Below are 16,992 nucleotides of genomic sequence, written 5' to 3'. Positions count from 1 at the left end.
GATCAACAACCAAAAAGAATTGAAATGAACTTCCTGTTTTTAAAACTCTGGCTGCGCAAACTGAAGCGGAACAAAATCTATTCGCTGGCCAATGTGCTGGGGCTCACCCTCGGGTTTACTGCTTTCATCCTGATTTCACTTTTTGTGCGCTTTGAATTAAGCTGGGATAAGAGCCACCGGAATTACGACCGCATTTACCGGGTGCAGCGTCACATGGAAAAAGCGCTGTATGCCAACAACGGAAACGATATCTCTCCCCATTCAAGGCCGGCTACAGCCCGTTTTATCGAGGATAAATTCCCTGAATTTGAGAAAGTCTCCGTGATTCGCGAGAACGGAAGTGCTTTCCTTTTTGCGGAGGCAGAACACCCTGTTTTCAGCGACAAAGGCATTTATGCCGACAGCTGCTTTTTTGATGTTTTTACCTATCAGTTTATGGCGGGGAACCCAAAAACAGCCATGGCTGAACCTTATTCTGTTGTTCTTTCGGAAAGCATGTCGAAGAACCTTTTCGGTGAGATGCCGGCTCATGGCAAAACGGTATTGCTGGATAAAAAATACCCCTTGAAAGTGGCAGGTGTTTACCGCGACCAACCTTATAATTCGAGCGTACGACCGAGCTATATTATTTCGTTTTCGACTTTGCAACCGCTAAAGAATATTTCGAGAGACGATGTTTGGACAGGCGACTGCATGACCTACGCAATGCTGAAAACCGGCGTCAGCGCGGAACAGGCAGCAGCAAAGATTCGTGATTTGTTTGGAGAGTACGAAAACATCCGGAACGAAAAACTGGAGTTGTGTCCGCTTTCAAAAGTATACCTCAATTTTAACGACCGCAACGATTACCTGTTTGTTTTGAGGTTGTTTGCCCTGATCGGGCTATTTATCCTGGTAATGTCCGGATTCAATTACATCAATCTTTCGCTGGCAAAAGCTTCCATGCTGGGCAAGGAAGTTGCGGTAAAGAAAGTGATCGGGAGTAACCGTAAATCATTGATCTTTCATTTTCTGGGTGAAACCATTGCGGTATCGCTCTTTTCGTTGCTGGTTGCATTTTTTATCGCTGATTTGCTGTTGCCTGTATTTGCAAATGTGGTTGACAAACAGCTGGATTTGAATCTGAGGAAAGATTGGCTGTTTATAGTGGGAACAATCTGGATCGCCGTTTTGACCGGGATCTTCTCGGGTTTGTATCCGGCACTGTTTCTGGCCTCGCACAAAATTACCGCCTTGTTTAAAGGCAGTTTCTTCAACAAAAAGCGCGAATCATTCAGTTTAAAAAAGGTGCTGATAACTTTTCAGTTTGCCATCTCTTTGTTTCTGATTGTATTGACACTTTCTTTTGCGATGCAGATAAAATACGTGACTGGCAAAGACCTGGGATTTGAAAAAGAGGGGCTGTTGTATGCCAAATTAAATGTGTCGGAAAACGAAGTGATGTTTGATCAGCTAAAAGACCGGATTTTGCAACATCCTGAAATAAAAGAGGTCTCAATGTCGCGAAACCTGCCGTTTGTTAGCTTTGGCGGTGGAATGACGAACTGGGAAGGCAACGATCCGGAGGAAAAAATTACCTGTCGCTTTAATCAAATCAGTTACGATTATTTGTCGGTTTTGAAGGCCAAAATAATAGCCGGCCGGAATTTCTCTCCCGATTTTCCGGGAGACCAGGGAAAAGCCTGTATCATAAACGAGTCGGCGGCCAAATGTTTTGGCTGGGACGACCCGATCGGGAAGCGAATCAGTGATAACCGCCTGACGATAGTGGGTGTGGTAAGCAACTTTGTTTACCAGGATATGCACAATCCAATCGATCCGGCTGTTTTGCTGCTGGCTCCGAATACAATTTCGGGTGAATGGATACTGGCTTTCAGGGTGAATGAACAGCACCAGGTAAAGGCGCGTGAAATTCTCACTGCCAGTCTTGGTGAAACCTTTCCAAACGATCCGTTTGAGATACGTGATGTGCCTACAGCTTTTAATTCCGAGAACGCTTTTCAGATCTACCATTCGGTAAACAAAACACTTTACTTTTTTACTTTCCTGAATATTTTGCTGGCCATCGTCGGAATGTTTGGACTGGTGTCGTTTTCGGTATCGCGCCGTACTAAAGAGATCGGTATTCGGAAGATTAACGGCAGCTCTCCGCTTCGCATTTTTAACCTGCTAAACAGCGAGTACTTTTTGCTGATCGTTTATTCGCTGGTGATTGCTTTTCCGTCGGCGTGGTTTGTGTACAACCAAATACCCAGCGCCAATAAACTACCGGCACAGCCCTGGGTGTTTGCTCTTGGTGCGGTGGTGTTGGTGCTCATCGTTTTAGTAAGCACAAGTTATCTCACAATTAAAGCAGCCACAAAAAATCCGGTGGAGGCGCTGCGGTATGAATAAAGAAAAGTATTGTTTTCCCGAAAACAACTTAAGAAAGAAGAATCACTTAAATTAGTATCCTAAAAACTATGAAGCTATGCGAATAAAGTTATTGTTTTTTTCGGTTCTGTTTTTGGCTTACTTGGCAAAGGGTCAACAGACCAACGAACGATTTGTAGTTGATATAGATTATCTGCTTTATATGCCGGAAGGTTATGAAAACGATACTACGGTACAATGGCCTTTAATGATGTTTCTTCATGGCGCGGGGGAACAGGGAATCGATCTTGAAAAAGTAAAAGTCCATGGACCTCCCATGATGATTGAACAAGGACATAAGTTTCCTTTTATTGTTGTTTCACCACAGGCACGGCGGGGATGGAATACGGATATGCTCTACAAACTCATACAAAATATGATAAGCACCAAACGGGTTGATCCTGACAGAGTTTATCTGACTGGCTTGAGTATGGGCGGTTTTGGAACGTGGAAACTGGCAATGGAACATCCTGAAATGTTTGCGGCAATCGCGCCGATTTGTGGAGGCGGAAATGCAGAAGATATTTGGAAATTAAGACATATGCCTGTTTGGTGTTTCCACGGAGCTGACGATACTGTTGTCCCCTTAAGTTCGTCAGAAAAGATGGTGAATGCTCTTAAAAACTATAACAAGACCGTGAAGTTTACTGTTTATCCTGGCGTTGGCCACGATTCGTGGGTAAAAGCTTATGACGATTCTCTACTTTATGACTGGCTTCTTCAGCAAAAAAGATTTCGTTACAAGCAGGTGGAGATTGATACAGTCATATACCAGGATTATGCCGGGGAATACCTGTTGCGCGAAGGAGGAGTAGAAACCCCATTTAATATTCTGGTCGAAAACGGGAAGCTGATTGCCCGGGTAAATAACAGAAATCATGAGTTAAAACCCGCATCGGAAACCATATTTTTTCTTGATGAGAATCAACCAATCGAATTTCATTTTAACAGAAATGAGGAAGGGAAGATTGACCGGATTAAATTATTTGAGGATAAAATTATCGAGATAGAAAAAATAAAATAATCAGGGTGAATTTTTTGCATCTGTTTTATTATGCTTATTAGTTAAAACATAACGAGCTTCTTCTTTTCTGTTTTTATACATCGAAAACAATAAGGCTGGCGGCGGGCTGCTATTCGACATCGGGTGGAAGCTCTCCGCTACGAGTAAGAGCATTGTAAAAAAATTATACATATTTTGTCAAATATTTTTACATTCATTGTTCCTGTTTGTTCGGAATGCTTCTGATTATCTTTGTTTTAGCAGAAAGGCACTGAAGTTGGTACACGAAGGAAATTGCCCGGAACTCATTCTTCCGGAGTGCGCTCAGAAATAATAGAAAAGTGTATGATCAATCTTAAAAACATCGACAGGTATTACGATTCGCGGTTTCAGCGGACATTCATTCTAAAAGGAGTTAACCTCGAAGTAAAACAAGGCGAATTTGTTTCGGTAATGGGGCCCAGTGGAGCCGGCAAGTCTACTTTGCTGAACATTATTGGTTTGCTGGATGAGGCAAGTGCCGGAGAGTACTATTTCTGGGACGAACCTGCACACCGCATAAAGGAAAAACAAAAGGTACAATACCACCGCAGTCACATTGGTTTTATTTTCCAGGCATTTCACCTGATTGACGAGCTGAATGTGTATGAAAACATTGAAACCCCGCTCGTATACCGCGGAGTGAAAGGGAAGGAGCGAAAAGCGCTGGTGGCCGATTTACTCGATCGTTTTAATATTGTGGCCAAAAAAGATCTGTTTCCGAGCCAGCTTTCGGGGGGGCAGCAACAGCTGGTAGCCATTGCCCGGGCCATTATCGGGAACCCGAAATTATTGCTTGCCGACGAGCCAACGGGCAACCTCCATTCGGAACAGGGCGAAATGATCATGAAACTGTTAAAGAAGCTGAACGAAGAAGGGATGACGATTATTCAGGTAACTCACTCCGAAGAAAATGCACAATACGGAACCCGCATTGTAAAATTAATTGACGGTCTGGTGGAGGAAGATTTCCCGGTAGTGAACCGAAAATAGGCTTTTCGGCAATTTAGTCCCACACAAAGCGCCACATGCCATCTGCCTGTTTTTTCCACACGGTATGGAAAACACCTGTGTCGCGTTGGGCTACACCCGCCGAGTCGATAAGGGTATAAATGTATTTTCCGTAGGTATAGCCCAAATCGCCGGAAGCTGAAACGTCCACAAAATCGGGAGTCCAGCTAAGTGCTACATTGGACGATTTAGCCGGAGAACCGGCAAAGCTTTTTTGCAGGTTTTCTTTGCCAATTATCAGATGATTGTTTCGTAACAGAACAGCATCGTCGGCTGCATAGGCAACAAATGCGGCCGGAATTCCTTCACTCGCTGCCATCGCTGCAAAATCCCGCTCGGTATCCAGAATTTCCTGTTTCCATTGTTCGGGCGTACCTTTCTGAGTGCTCGGTTCACATCCGAAGAAAACCGTAATACCCATCAGAAAACAAAACAGGACTGTATTTTTCATTATTACCGGATTTATTGTTTTTGCAGAATTGATTTAAACCGAACGCAGTGCCCCAACCACGATAAAAAAACCAAGTAAGGCCGCCAAACCTGTCAGCACGGTTAAAGTGCGGGCCGTTTTCCTGTTTTTCCATTCGAGTATCATCGACGGAACTGCCAGTATTCCTGTCAGCAGAAAACTCCAGTAGGCCGGCAGCAACATTGCTTCCAGCGGGACTTCGTTGGTCACGATTTCTTCCAGTTCTTCACTGGCAACTTCTTCCGGACTTAAGTAGTGTGCCGCTGCCAGGTAGTCGCCCAGCAAAACAACCAGGGCAAAAATGCCCAGTAAAATGAAAATTCCGTGCCCCGTTAACCGGAAGACCTTTTTTCCTTCCACCCATCCGTAAATGATTACAAACAGTGCGGCAAACACCAGCCATTGAGGAAATGTGTACAAAAATACTTCGTTCATTGAATGTTAAGTTAAGAGGAACAAAGTTTAAAAATTTTCTGAAATCTTAAAACACTATCACTTACCGATGTTGAAAAGTTTAATTTCGGGACTTTGAAACTGCATAAAAATGGAAAAGAAACTGGAAATATACCCGGGTACGAAAGCCCTGATTTTTGACTTAGACGGCACTTTGGCCGATAACATGCCGATTCACTTTTTGGCATTCCGGAATGTGCTGAAAGAATACAAAGTGGATCTGAAGCCTGAACTATTTATGTCGCTGGCAGGTGTTCCGGCAGTGGAAACCATAGCGCATTACAATGAAATCTTTGGCGTTCAAATGGATCCCGAAAAAGTAGGGCATCAGAAAGAGGCTGAATACGAAAAAATAATGCATAAAATGAAACCCGTGGAACCGGTGGTGGCTTTGCTAAAAAAATACCACGGGAAATTACCGATGGCGGTTGGTACAGGCGGCTATCGCAGGCTGGCTGAAAGAACCATGCAAATTATCGGGATCGACCAATATGTGGATATCCTGGTTTCAGCCGACGATGTTCAACATCCGAAACCACACCCTGAAACATTTCTGAAATGTGCCGAAAAAATGGGCGTTGCCCCTGAGTTTTGCCAGGTATTTGAGGACGGCGAACCTGGCATGCAGGCAGCGCGAACTGCCGGCATGATGGTTACTTCCGTTAATGACTTTTATGAAATGGACTTCAGCCTGGTGTAATTACCAGCCCAGGTCGTCACAAATATTTTGTTCAAATTCGTGGATGATTTTTATTCTCACCCGGCCATCTTCAAGCAGCATGGAAGATATACTTGAATCGGTGTTGTTGAGATAGTTGCCGTTGGCATCAAATTCAGTTATAAAACTTGAACTTTCCCAGGCATCTTTCCAAAGGAAGCGGAATTCGTATTCCTGATCGGGTTTGGCAAGAACGTTGGCAACGCCGCCTTTCATGTCAATTCCCTGCCACGGATCGTTGCTGTTTTTGATGCGCATTTCACCGCTGTAAGTCGGCGCAACGGCCACCGAAAGATCATCGGGGCAAATGGCTTTTAAAACCACTTCGTATTCCACATAACCATCGGCTGCATCCACATCCACTTCGTAGTTTCCGCTGCAAAGGCTCGAAACTTCCAGTGGCGCAATTTCTTTGAAAGCCGGGTTGTTGTTTCTGAAAACCAATCTGGCTGCTACTTCCGGAACATTTTCCAGTACAAAGGTTTCCGGGAAATTTCCTTTGAAATTATTGGTACGGATCAATTTTCCCTCGGCATCATAAATGTCGGCGTCAACCGAGAAACTGGATTTGGAATTGGACGCGAATTTTATGCTGGCCCCCGAACTGCAAAGCGCATCGGTTGAAGCTTGGACCAGAACATAGGAAATATTGAGCGATGTATGGTTGACCGGCTCAGCCGAAATGTTCCAGGCGTTGTTCTGAAATTGTGCAAAACCAAAAATCTCAGGTTCAGGTGTTCCGGTGTAAGAACAAAGCTGGGTAATCACGCCGCCGTTTAGGTTTTTAACGGTGTGCCCGTCGATTGCCAATGAAACTACGTTGCCGGTTTCAAGTTTGCTAAACAGGGCCAGTGTTGCTGTTTCGTTGTTCCAGATCTTCTCGGCAGTGGTCGGGAAGCCGGTTTTTATATCCACTGTCAGTTGAAAGAAGCCGGAAGGGTTTTGCTTGTAGGCAGCCATCAGTTCGTTCTCCGAATTAAATATTTTCTGACCACTTGCATCCGTAAATTTCACCATGTCTTCTTTGGTAACAGAATAGTTGACCCGGTAAGGTTTTTCTGATGCAATTGCGGCTGATTTTGTAGGCATCACCGAAAAAATGATCGAGCCGCCATCTTCTTCGCCGTCCAGTACATCTTCTTCACCTCCGGAAACGGGAGATAACACGAGTTCGAATGTTTTTTTGCCTTCGCTGTTGAGCTGAATATTCTGGGTGAAATCTTCGTAGCCTTCTACCTGCACATGAACAGTAAAATCGAGCGGAGAAGACGCTGAGAATTCCACGTTCGGATCAACGGTAAGTTCAAGTTGTCCCTGCGATGTCAGGTGTTGCGCTTCTTTTTCCCCGGCAAATGTTACAATGTCGCCGGCGTTTGGCCCGGTAAAAGTAATTGTCGCCTCCTGGGTAATCAGTTGGTTGTTTGTTACATCCATAAATTTGAAGGACATGCGGGTGGTAAAGAAATTAAAATCCACGATCAGAATGTTAACGTCTTCGCCGGTTTCCTTGTCTTTGAACGGATCGTCAAACATTTCGCCGCAGGCGCCAAGCGACGCGAAAAGAACCACTACGAGCGAAATTTTTAAAAGTGTATGTTGAATGAAATTTTTCATGATCTGGTAAATTTTAGCAGGTTAAAAAAGTTTGACAGCTAAATTAAACTTCAGGATGGGGTAAATTTTATACGCATCGAATTGGCTTTCGAGGTATTGTTCGTGCCCCAGTGCCGGATCGGCAGTAGGCGAAAGCAAACCATCGGCCTGAATTGTAAGATCGGGAGCTCCCATGTAGTAAAAGCCCATCTCGTAGCTGAAAACCACACGGTTGGCTTTGCCCAAAAATGCCTGGTAACCTGCGCCAACATAGGGAGCAGCTTTTAACTTCGGCTCAATTTCAAACTGAAATGTGCCAATGTCTTCTGCCGGAATGGTAATGTCTCCAAACTGGTAATCGCTGACCGCAAAACCTTTTACTTCAGGATTAAAGGAAGTAAAGATAATTCCGGCAGAGATATACAGATTTCGGGTATAATTGAAATCGGCAAGCATCAGAATGCCTCCTGTTTTATAATCCAGTGTGGCATCGTAATTAATTCCGTATTCCTCAAAATCAACGTCAAAGGAAGGCGAAAGCGTTTCGTAGCCGGTTTTTAGCGAAAACCAGTTGTTAAACACATAGCGTGCAGTACCTCCAAATCCGTTGGTCGAAGCTTGTCCTCCAAGGTACAGGCCTCTGGTGTCTGGTTTTTCATACGTACGTACAGTTCCTTCCTGTCCGGCTGCCGAATAAAAAAGCAAAACGAGCAGCGCGCAAGCAGAGAGGTTAAGAAAATTTTTCATAAAAAAGAGTTTTTAAAGCGTCCAACAAATAACGAACATCTGGTGTTCATATGCAAACTTATGAAAAAGCATTCAAAACAGCACTGCTTAATTTATTTCGAAAATCAATTTGTAAGTTTGCAGGATGGATTTTAAGGTAGTAGCAGATTATCAGCCAACTGGCGATCAGCCCGGAGCAATTGTGCAACTGGCTGACGGTATTACAAGCGGCGAGCGCTTTCAGACTTTGCTGGGGGTTACCGGGTCGGGTAAAACGTTTACGGTGGCCAATGTCATCGAAAAAGTGCAAAGACCCACCCTGATTTTGAGTCATAATAAAACCCTGGCAGCGCAATTGTACAGCGAGATGAAACAATTCTTCCCGAACAACTCGGTGGAGTATTTTGTGTCGTACTACGATTACTACCAGCCCGAAGCTTATTTGCCAACTACCGATACGTATATCGAGAAGGATCTCTCGATCAACCAGGATATTGAAAAGCTTCGGCTGAGTGCGACTTCTGCGCTTCTGTCGGGGCGCCGCGATGTAATTGTGGTTTCGTCGGTGTCGTGTCTGTACGGTATCGGTAATCCCGAAGATTTTCATGCCAATGTAACCACGGTGAATGTGGGGGAGAAGGTTGCCCGGAATGCCATGCTCCGACAACTGGTAGATGCCTTGTATTCGCGCAGCGAAGCCGAGTTTCAGCGTGGAAATTTCAGGGTGAGAGGCGACAATGTGGATATTTACCCGGCTTATGCCGATGTGGCTTACCGCATCACTTTCTGGGGTGATGAGATTGAAGAAATAAGCAGTTTTGACCCGGCTGACGGTTTAACCATTGAACGGCTGGAACAGGTAACCATTTATCCCGCCAATATTTTTGTGACTACCAAAGACCGGATGAAAGCGGCCATTCATCAGATTCAGGATGACCTGGTGAAGCAGGTTGACTTTTTCAAGGAAATTGGGAAACCACTTGAAGCCAAGCGGATACTGGAGCGCACCGAATACGATATGGAAATGATGCGTGAACTGGGCTACTGTCCGGGTATTGAAAATTATTCACGTTATTTCGACGGAAGGGCCGCGGGTACAAGACCTTTCTGTTTGCTCGATTATTTTCCGGATGATTTTCTGACAGTGATCGACGAAAGCCATGTTACCATTCCGCAGATACGGGCGATGTATGGCGGCGATAACTCGCGTAAGGTGAATTTGGTGGAATTTGGATTCCGTTTACCGGCAGCCATTGATAACCGGCCTTTGCGTTTCGAAGAATTTGAGGGGCTGGTGAACCAGGTAATTTATGTGAGTGCTACCCCGGCCGATTACGAACTGGTAAAAAGCGAAGGTGTGGTGGTGGAGCAGATCATTCGCCCGACCGGCTTGCTGGACCCGATTATTGATGTGCGGCCCAGTGCCAATCAAATCGACGACCTGATGCACGAAATCAACCTGCGGGTTGAAAAGGACGAGCGGGTGCTGGTAACCACGCTGACCAAACGGATGGCGGAAGAGCTTTCGAAATACCTCCTGAACATGGGCGTGAAAACGCGTTACATTCACTCGGATGTGGATACGATGGAACGGATCGAAATTATGGAGCAACTTCGGAAAGGTGAATTTGATGTGCTGGTTGGAATTAACCTGTTGAGGGAAGGGCTCGATTTGCCCGAAGTTTCGCTGGTAGCTATTTTGGATGCCGACAAGGAAGGGTTTCTGCGCTCCGAACGGTCGCTTACCCAAACGGCGGGGCGTGCGGCACGTAACCTCAACGGGATGGTGATTATGTATGCGGATAAGATTACCGTCTCGATGCAGAAAACCATTGATTCGACCAATTACCGGCGCGAAAAACAGCTGAAATACAACGAAGAAAACAATATTACGCCCCGGGCGATTGTAAAACCAACGCGCGAAATCATTGGCTACGAATACCGCAGCGACAAACAACCTCAATACGATGGTGGAATGGGACAGCCCGATATTGCGGCCGATCCGGTGGTGCAGTACATGAGTATCGACGGGTTGGAAAAAGCCATCGACAAAACACAAAAGCAGATGAAAGCCGCTGCCAAAGAGCTCGATTTTATTGAAGCCGCCCGTTTGCGTGACGAAATGTTTGCCTTGCAAAACATCCTTCAGGAGCGGAGAAGAGAGCTGGAAAAATAAAGAGCTACCTGTATGAGAGGTGGAATGTACGCTGTGTGGCTGTTCTTAACGCATCACTGTCGATCGAAAAATTTCCTAAATTTGATAGAAAGTGTAATTTTGCAGCAAATTTTCAGGGATGGAATTCTCATTTTCAAACATAATTGCCCAGGTGAAAGAACTGCTGTTTACTCCAAAAGAGTTTTGGCAGGCACAAAAAGACAAGGAAGAGAGCGGCGCAAAACTGTGGCTGACATATATGTTGCCCATTGTGCTGGCGGTAGCAGTGGCGGTTTTTATTGGCGAGTTCTTTAAAAGAACCGATTTCTTTATCGAATACCCGCTGCTGAAAGCCATTCGCGAAATCATGCTTTTTGTGCTGATGTATTTTCTGGGGGTATTTTTTACCACCGAATTAATGAAAACTTTCGGCGGAGAAAAGGATGCTGCGGCAGCCCGGAAGCTGGTGGTTTATTCCATGACTCCCATTTTACTGGTGTCGCTGCTTACCGGAATGTTCCCGTTTTTATATGTTCTCGACATACTGGGAGTGTATAGCTTTTACCTGTTTTGGGTAGGAGCCCGCAACCTGTTAACTTTACCCGAAAACAAGGAAAGCAGTTATATATTAATCACCATTGTGGTTAACTTTTTTGTATTCAGTTTTTTAAGTGTGTTCTTGTCGAAGCTGCTGAATGCGTATTATTAATAAGGATAATGCAGACCACCAACACGTAAACTAATAATTAAAAAATGGCACACGCACCAAAGCAAAATATAAGTATCAAAAATAAGAAGGCCACCTTCGAATACGAATTGGTGGAGCGCTTTGTGGCGGGTATGAAACTGGTGGGAACCGAGATCAAATCCATCCGCGGAGGAAAGGTTAATTTAACCGATTCGTATTGCCAGTTTGTGCGCAACGAGTTGTATGTGATCAACCTGCACATTTCAGAATACGAACTCGGAACCTGCAACAACCATATTGCCAAACGCGACCGCAAGCTGCTCCTTAGCCGGAAAGAGCTGGATAAGCTGGCCAAAAAAGTAAAGGAATCCGGATTCACCATTGTGCCGGTTAAGTTGTTTGTGAACGACCGTGGTTTGGCAAAGCTCGAAATTGCACTGGCACGCGGTAAGAAAACCTACGATAAACGCGAAACGCTAAAAGAAAAAGACGCCAAACGCGATATCGACCGGATGATGAAATTTTAATCCTTTCATCGGATTTCATTTCAGAACAGAACCAGCGTATTTCTATGCGCGGAGAATTTTCTAATAATTAATAACAGATATCTTGGGATTATTAAACCGGATCCGAAGCCACTCGTTTATTTTGTTATTCTCTTCGTGAATTTGATTCCCTGCAACCGATTCTTTGTAATTCACAAGTAACGTAGGGATGGTATCAAAAACAAGCGAGTCTTTTCTTGAACTTAGTTGTGTTATTTCGGCAAAAGCAAATTTGTCGATATTACTGAAATGAAATTTTAACTCCGTGTCAATTTGCTGAAAAGGGAAGGTGTCGCGTTTGCTTAAGCGCAATACTTCCTGCTCCAGCAGCCTGATTTTTGTTTCCTTGTCCTGCACGAGTTGTTCATTTTTGGCATAAATATCTTCCAGAATTTTTAGCCGGAGATCAGAACTCAAATCCGCCATTTTTTGTTCGAAAGCCGCGCTGTTGTCTTTGTCCTGGTGAACTCTTACCTGTGTTTTTTTGGTGATTGAAAAGTGTTTTTGCCCGCTTAGACCATAGTTGGCGAGCATGTTTTGCAGAAAACTTATTTTCTCATCCGAAATCTCCTGCCCGATGTAATACAGGTCGATCGTGGATAAAGAATCGGAGTAGGAAATTTTCTTGTTGATAAGCTCACTGCCTGCAAAAACGGCTTTTTCTTTAATGAAATTTTCCGAAGCAATATTGAAACGGGTTTCCTGTATCACCTTGTAAAAAATGATGGCGCTGGGAATAATCGTCACGATCAGAAACGAAACGGATATGTTCCGGTATTTTTTTATCCTTACCGGATCGATGTACGAAACAACCGGGAATTTTAGGTACCTGACTACCAGGAAGGTTGCAAGACTGATAAAGACAGAGTTGATAAAGAACAGGTAAAAAGCTCCGAGAAAATAACTCATCTTCATGGTAGCCAGTCCGTAACCTGCGGTACACAAAGGAGGCATCAGGGCGGTAGCAATGGCCACACCCGGTATTACGTTGGTTTTTTCCTTTCTCGAACCTGCCACAATCCCGGCAAAGCCGCCAAACAGTGCCACCATCACATCCAGAATGGTGGGTTCGGTGCGCGCCAGCAACTCCGATTGCTCAATGTTCAGCGGGGTGATCATAAAATACAGAGTGGAAGTTATCAGCGATATGGAAACCGCAATCCCCAGGTTTTTTAAGGAACGAATCAGTGTTTCAATATCGTTGGTACCGATGGATAAGCCAATTCCGAGGATCGGTCCCATTAGGGGTGAAATTAACATGGCGCCGATAATAACGGCTGTTGAGTTGACATTCAGCCCGATGGACGCTATGAATATGGAGAAAATGAGAATCCAGGCGGTTGGGCCTCGAAAACCTATATCGCGTTTAATTCCTGCAATGGTCGATTCTATATCGGTCCCGTCTTTTATATTCAGAATGGAACGCATAAAACGGCGTACAGCAATCGTTAAATGGTATAGTTCGCTCTTTTTTGCCATTGTTGGTATTGTTTATTGTACTTGGATCGAAATGTAGAAAAAATCAGAATGTGCGATACACTATGGAACGTACAAATATCTTTTTCTGTGATAATTTTAACTAATTAACAGCTAACATTCCTGTGGAGTTTAGCGGAACAGTGGATTTCTGTTGGCCGGTCAATCATTTATTTAAAACGAAACCTGGCAAATGGACATGTTTTCCGTGTCACCAAGCTTGTTTGTGTAATCAAACGCTTTCCAGGTTTTCGAACGGAATAATGGGGTCGCCTTTGTATTTCAGCAAAAGGTTGGCCACCGCCAATGTATCCTTTTCGCAGTACTGAATAATGCGGTCCACATCTTTGTCTTCCCAGTAAACCTTGGCTACCTGGCTTCCGTCAATATCGTCTTTCGGCGTTGGAATGTTAAAGAGTTCGCAAAGCAACGACAACGAAGTATAATGTTTGTAATCGCCAAATTTCCAAAGTTGGAGGGTGTCGATCAGCACATCTTTTACTTCCCAGGGTTTGGCCCCGGCAATATCGAGCACTTTCGGAAGGTTGATGTTGTTGACCAAAGCGCGGCGTGCAATGTATGGAAAGTCAAACTCCTGCCCGTTGTGCGCACAAAGTCTGCGTTTCCCGGCTTTCGAAAAGCGGTTTAAGGCATTGAAGAAGTTCTGAATGAGCAACTTCTCATCTTCATGGTAAAACGACTTCACCCTAAAATAAGGTTCTCCTTTTTTCTGCACCACGTAACCGGTTGAGATGCACACGATCCGGCCAAATTCGGCATAAATACCTGCCCGTTCATACAGCGCATCTGCGGGTTCTCCTGCGCTTATCTGAAACTGCATTTTGTGTGCCCACAATTCCTGCCAGCGTTCGGTAAGCTCGGTATATTCAGGTGCGAGAGGTACTGTTTCAATGTCGAGGAATAAAATCTCTTCGATGTTTAAATTGTGTAACATCACTGATTTTTTAATGTTTGCAGAATGTGGTTGGTCAGAATTTGTATGGCGATTTTATTTTTTCCACCCTGCGGAACAATAATATCAGCATACCTTTTGGTTGGCTCGATGAATTGAAGGTGACTCGGGCGAACGGTTTGATGATAACGGGTCAGAATCTGCTCCACATCACGGCCCCGTTCCTCCATATCGCGCTGAATTACTCTTGCCAGCCGAACGTCGGAATCGCAATCCACATACACCTTAATATCCATCAAGTCGCGCAGAACTTTATTGGTCAGGCACAATATTCCTTCGATAATAAGCACATGTTTGGGCTCAACGGGATTGGTTTCTTCCTGGCGGGTGCAGGTAATAAACGAATAAACCGGTTCATTGATCGCTTGTCCGGCTTTCAACTTTTTTACATGCTCGATCATCAGCTCGAACTCGATGGAGTCAGGGTGGTCAAAATTCTTTTGGCGGCGTTCTTCCAGTGCTAAATGGCTGTTATCGTAGTAATACGAGTCGTGCGATAACACGGCAACCTCGTTTCTCGAGAATTGCTCACTTATTTTTTTTACCACGGTAGTTTTTCCCGATCCGGTTCCACCGGCGATACCAATGATCAGCATGGTCCTCTAATTAATTGTTATCTTTCCCAAACACAGCAGAAAGATTAAATTTTTGTGCTAAGAAAACACTAATTTCGCAGCATTGAAAGCACAATTTACAAAAAATAGACAGCAATGATTAACCATGTCGTTCTTTTTAAACTGAAAGCATATCCTGCCGAAGAGAAGAGTCAGATAATTGCCAATGTCAAGGCGATGTTGTTGGGACTGAAAGGAAAAATTGACGAGTTGAAGTACATCGAGGTAGGAGAGAACTACGAGTTGGATTCAAAAAGTTTTGATCTGGCGCTGATTACACATTTCGAAAGTGTGGAAGGACTGGACGTTTACAGGGTTCATCCCGAGCATGTGAAAGTGGCCGCTTACATTGGCGGAGTTGTAGAATCCCGGGCCGCTGTCGATTTCAATTTCTAATTTTTTTAATCCGGATGACTGGCCGCCATGGGTTAGTTTCCTATAAAAACAGTTAACATGAACAGTTTATATCCAATAAAATTTACACCCATATTTCACGAAAAAATTTGGGGTGGTAACCGCATGCGTACCATCCTGAATAAAGATTACGGCGATTTGCCCAATTGCGGCGAGAGCTGGGAAATTTCGGGTGTGGAAGGTAATATTTCGGTGGTAAGCAATGGTTTTCTGGCCGGAAACGACCTGAACGAGATCATCGAAATTTACATGGGCGACCTGGTGGGCGATAAAGTATACGAGAAGTTCGGACAGGAATTTCCGTTGCTGATCAAGTTCATTGATGCACAGGATGATCTGTCGATCCAGGTTCATCCGGATGATAAACTGTCGAAAGAGCGGCACAATGCCTACGGAAAAACAGAAATGTGGTACGTAGCCGGTGCCGAAGACGGCGCTTTGATCAATTCAGGCTTTAACCAGCCAGTGGATCGCGAGAATTATCTGAAAGCCTTTAATGACGGAAAACTTACCGACTTGCTGCATTACGACAAGGCTGAAGTAGGCGATGTATTTTTTATTCCGGCGGGGCGTGTACATGCCATTGGAAAAGGTTGTTTGGTAGCCGAAATACAGCAAACATCGGATGTTACCTACCGTATTTTTGATTACAACCGCAAAGACGACAAGGGAAACGAGCGTGAATTGCACACCGAGCTGGCGCTCGATGCCATCGATTTTTCGTATTCGAGCGAATACAAGGCAAAATACCAGGCCGAACTAAACAAGGCTGTCGAAATTGTCAGCTGTCCGTATTTCACCACCAACGTTGTTGAGTTCGACCGTGAACTTGAAAAGGACTACAACGACATTGATTCGTTTGTTATTTACATGACTATGGAAGGAAGTTTCGAGATTGTGTCGGAAAGCGGAAGCGAAACCGTTGAAATGGGAGAAACCGTTTTGATTCCGGCCAGCCTGGAAGAAATACGGTTAAAACCCAAAAACGGGAAAGTGAAACTGCTGGAAGTTTACATCAAATAGCAGAATAATTTATAACTTCAGGAATCATTCAAATATATCTTTATGGAGATCAAAGAAGCTCAGTTTGTAGTAAGCAATACTGATGTCGAAAAATGTCCGGCAGGTAATCGCCCGGAGTATGCTTTTATTGGCCGTTCAAACGTGGGGAAGTCTTCTTTGATCAATATGCTGACCAACAAGAAAACATTGGCCAAAATATCCGGGAAGCCTGGTAAAACACGCCTGATCAATCATTTTCTGATCGACCAAAACTGGTACCTGGTCGATTTACCCGGGTACGGTTATGCGCAGGTGCCCAAGGCCGAGCGGCTGAAATGGGAAAAAATGCTTCGCAACTACATTCTGAAAAGAGAAAACCTGTATTGTCTGTTTGTGCTGATCGATTCGCGTCATCCGGCACAAAAAGTCGATCTCGATTTTATGGAGTGGCTGGGGCTTAGCCAGATTCCTTTCAGTATTATTTTTACCAAGTCGGATAAACTGAGGCCGGTGGAACTGGAAGCCAATCTGAAAGCTTACGAAGAAAAAATGTTTGAGACCTGGGAAGTGATGCCTCATTATTTGGTATCATCCTCTGAAACAGGCCTTGGGAAAGAAGAAATACTAAGCTATATCGATAGTGTGAACAAAAATGCCGGGAATATTTAATGGCTGAATGTGTCAAAACTGTTTCCGGATAA

General features: G+C 44.4%; 17 protein-coding genes. 10 read left to right on the top strand and 7 right to left on the bottom strand.

The window, feature by feature from the left end; genetic code table 11:
• Positions 1-24 precede the first annotated feature (24 nt).
• From D1614_RS10895 to D1614_RS10885, 3 genes are all read left to right on the top strand, one after another.
• Positions 25-2,394: an ABC transporter permease gene (locus D1614_RS10895; RefSeq protein ID WP_119437962.1), complete on the top strand. Its 2,370-nt coding sequence runs from the start codon at positions 25-27 to the stop codon at positions 2,392-2,394.
• 76 nt (positions 2,395-2,470) lie between these two features.
• Positions 2,471-3,436, top strand: coding sequence for a carboxylesterase family protein (locus D1614_RS10890; RefSeq protein WP_119437961.1), 966 nt, complete (start codon positions 2,471-2,473; stop codon positions 3,434-3,436).
• A gap of 324 nt (positions 3,437-3,760) precedes the next feature.
• Complete coding sequence (locus D1614_RS10885; protein WP_119437960.1) at positions 3,761-4,447, top strand: ABC transporter ATP-binding protein; 687 nt, start codon at positions 3,761-3,763, stop codon at positions 4,445-4,447.
• A 13-nt stretch (positions 4,448-4,460) separates the two neighbouring features.
• On the opposite strand, the gene D1614_RS10880 is transcribed toward D1614_RS10885, so the two are convergent.
• A complete protein-coding gene (locus D1614_RS10880; protein WP_119437959.1) occupies positions 4,461-4,916 on the bottom strand; it encodes a YybH family protein in 456 nt (151 codons plus the stop codon).
• Positions 4,917-4,949: 33 nt separating this feature from the next.
• The gene (locus D1614_RS10875; protein WP_119437958.1) at positions 4,950-5,369 is read right to left on the bottom strand and encodes a hypothetical protein; all 420 of its coding nucleotides are present in this window, start codon (positions 5,367-5,369) and stop codon (positions 4,950-4,952) included.
• Positions 5,370-5,478: 109 nt separating this feature from the next.
• Here D1614_RS10875 and D1614_RS10870 point away from each other — a divergent pair, with 109 nt between their 5' ends.
• Positions 5,479-6,087 carry an HAD family hydrolase gene (locus tag D1614_RS10870; protein ID WP_119437957.1) on the top strand — a complete coding sequence of 203 codons (609 nt, stop codon included), beginning with the start codon at positions 5,479-5,481 and terminating at the stop codon, positions 6,085-6,087.
• Here the strand turns inward: D1614_RS10870 and D1614_RS10865 are convergent, their stop codons facing one another.
• Positions 6,088-7,719: a hypothetical protein gene (locus D1614_RS10865; protein WP_119437956.1), complete on the bottom strand. Its 1,632-nt coding sequence runs from the start codon at positions 7,717-7,719 to the stop codon at positions 6,088-6,090. It lies immediately after the preceding gene.
• 21 nt (positions 7,720-7,740) lie between these two features.
• Positions 7,741-8,445, bottom strand: a complete 705-nt coding sequence (locus D1614_RS10860) for a hypothetical protein (RefSeq protein WP_119437955.1) — start codon at positions 8,443-8,445, stop codon at positions 7,741-7,743.
• A 124-nt stretch (positions 8,446-8,569) separates the two neighbouring features.
• Between D1614_RS10860 and uvrB the strand changes: the two genes are divergently transcribed.
• The 3 genes from uvrB to smpB all read left to right on the top strand — a co-directional run bounded on the left by uvrB (position 8,570) and on the right by smpB (position 11,794).
• Positions 8,570-10,600 carry an excinuclease ABC subunit UvrB gene (gene uvrB / locus D1614_RS10855; RefSeq protein WP_119437954.1) on the top strand — a complete coding sequence of 677 codons (2,031 nt, stop codon included), beginning with the start codon at positions 8,570-8,572 and terminating at the stop codon, positions 10,598-10,600.
• A gap of 118 nt (positions 10,601-10,718) precedes the next feature.
• Positions 10,719-11,288, top strand: a complete 570-nt coding sequence (locus D1614_RS10850; RefSeq protein ID WP_119437953.1) for a Yip1 family protein — start codon at positions 10,719-10,721, stop codon at positions 11,286-11,288.
• A 44-nt stretch (positions 11,289-11,332) separates the two neighbouring features.
• On the top strand, positions 11,333-11,794 hold the full coding sequence (gene smpB, locus D1614_RS10845) for an SsrA-binding protein SmpB (RefSeq protein WP_119437952.1): 462 nt from the start codon (positions 11,333-11,335) through the stop codon (positions 11,792-11,794).
• A gap of 60 nt (positions 11,795-11,854) precedes the next feature.
• Here the strand turns inward: smpB and D1614_RS10840 are convergent, their stop codons facing one another.
• The 3 genes from D1614_RS10840 to udk all read right to left on the bottom strand — a co-directional run bounded on the left by D1614_RS10840 (position 11,855) and on the right by udk (position 14,857).
• The gene (locus D1614_RS10840) at positions 11,855-13,291 is read right to left on the bottom strand and encodes a DUF389 domain-containing protein (RefSeq protein ID WP_119437951.1); all 1,437 of its coding nucleotides are present in this window, start codon (positions 13,289-13,291) and stop codon (positions 11,855-11,857) included.
• 229 nt (positions 13,292-13,520) lie between these two features.
• Positions 13,521-14,243 (bottom strand): ribonuclease H-like domain-containing protein, encoded by a 723-nt coding sequence (locus D1614_RS10835; RefSeq protein ID WP_119437950.1) that lies wholly within the window; start codon positions 14,241-14,243, stop codon positions 13,521-13,523.
• A complete protein-coding gene (gene udk / locus D1614_RS10830) occupies positions 14,243-14,857 on the bottom strand; it encodes a uridine kinase (protein ID WP_119437949.1) in 615 nt (204 codons plus the stop codon). Before udk ends, D1614_RS10835 begins: the two co-directional genes overlap by 1 nt.
• A 114-nt stretch (positions 14,858-14,971) precedes the next feature.
• Here udk and D1614_RS10825 point away from each other — a divergent pair, with 114 nt between their 5' ends.
• The 3 genes from D1614_RS10825 to yihA are packed head-to-tail and all read left to right on the top strand — an operon-like array spanning position 14,972 to position 16,960.
• A complete protein-coding gene (locus D1614_RS10825; protein ID WP_119437948.1) occupies positions 14,972-15,271 on the top strand; it encodes a Dabb family protein in 300 nt (99 codons plus the stop codon).
• A gap of 57 nt (positions 15,272-15,328) precedes the next feature.
• Positions 15,329-16,312: a type I phosphomannose isomerase catalytic subunit gene (locus D1614_RS10820; protein WP_119437947.1), complete on the top strand. Its 984-nt coding sequence runs from the start codon at positions 15,329-15,331 to the stop codon at positions 16,310-16,312.
• A gap of 42 nt (positions 16,313-16,354) precedes the next feature.
• A complete protein-coding gene (gene yihA, locus D1614_RS10815) occupies positions 16,355-16,960 on the top strand; it encodes a ribosome biogenesis GTP-binding protein YihA/YsxC (RefSeq protein WP_119437946.1) in 606 nt (201 codons plus the stop codon).
• Positions 16,961-16,992: the final 32 nt, after the last annotated feature.

It is taken from the genome of Maribellus luteus (assembly GCF_003576475.1).
Classification (GTDB): domain Bacteria; phylum Bacteroidota; class Bacteroidia; order Bacteroidales; family Prolixibacteraceae; genus Draconibacterium; species Draconibacterium luteum.
This window is presented reverse-complemented; position numbering and strand designations above follow the sequence as displayed.

Excerpts from the sequence above, each read along its gene's own strand:
- D1614_RS10895 (WP_119437962.1), top strand. The coding sequence starts at position 25 with ATGAACTTCCTGTTTTTAAAACTCTGGCTGCGCAAACTGAAGCGGAAC.
- D1614_RS10890 (WP_119437961.1), top strand. The coding sequence starts at position 2,471 with ATGCGAATAAAGTTATTGTTTTTTTCGGTTCTGTTTTTGGCTTACTTG.
- D1614_RS10885 (WP_119437960.1), top strand. The coding sequence starts at position 3,761 with ATGATCAATCTTAAAAACATCGACAGGTATTACGATTCGCGGTTTCAG.
- D1614_RS10880 (WP_119437959.1), bottom strand. The coding sequence starts at position 4,916 with ATGAAAAATACAGTCCTGTTTTGTTTTCTGATGGGTATTACGGTTTTC.
- D1614_RS10875 (WP_119437958.1), bottom strand. The coding sequence starts at position 5,369 with ATGAACGAAGTATTTTTGTACACATTTCCTCAATGGCTGGTGTTTGCC.
- D1614_RS10870 (WP_119437957.1), top strand. The coding sequence starts at position 5,479 with ATGGAAAAGAAACTGGAAATATACCCGGGTACGAAAGCCCTGATTTTT.
- D1614_RS10865 (WP_119437956.1), bottom strand. The coding sequence starts at position 7,719 with ATGAAAAATTTCATTCAACATACACTTTTAAAAATTTCGCTCGTAGTG.
- D1614_RS10860 (WP_119437955.1), bottom strand. The coding sequence starts at position 8,445 with ATGAAAAATTTTCTTAACCTCTCTGCTTGCGCGCTGCTCGTTTTGCTT.
- uvrB (WP_119437954.1), top strand. The coding sequence starts at position 8,570 with ATGGATTTTAAGGTAGTAGCAGATTATCAGCCAACTGGCGATCAGCCC.
- D1614_RS10850 (WP_119437953.1), top strand. The coding sequence starts at position 10,719 with ATGGAATTCTCATTTTCAAACATAATTGCCCAGGTGAAAGAACTGCTG.
- smpB (WP_119437952.1), top strand. The coding sequence starts at position 11,333 with ATGGCACACGCACCAAAGCAAAATATAAGTATCAAAAATAAGAAGGCC.
- D1614_RS10840 (WP_119437951.1), bottom strand. The coding sequence starts at position 13,291 with ATGGCAAAAAAGAGCGAACTATACCATTTAACGATTGCTGTACGCCGT.
- D1614_RS10835 (WP_119437950.1), bottom strand. The coding sequence starts at position 14,243 with ATGTTACACAATTTAAACATCGAAGAGATTTTATTCCTCGACATTGAA.
- udk (WP_119437949.1), bottom strand. The coding sequence starts at position 14,857 with ATGCTGATCATTGGTATCGCCGGTGGAACCGGATCGGGAAAAACTACC.
- D1614_RS10825 (WP_119437948.1), top strand. The coding sequence starts at position 14,972 with ATGATTAACCATGTCGTTCTTTTTAAACTGAAAGCATATCCTGCCGAA.
- D1614_RS10820 (WP_119437947.1), top strand. The coding sequence starts at position 15,329 with ATGAACAGTTTATATCCAATAAAATTTACACCCATATTTCACGAAAAA.
- yihA (WP_119437946.1), top strand. The coding sequence starts at position 16,355 with ATGGAGATCAAAGAAGCTCAGTTTGTAGTAAGCAATACTGATGTCGAA.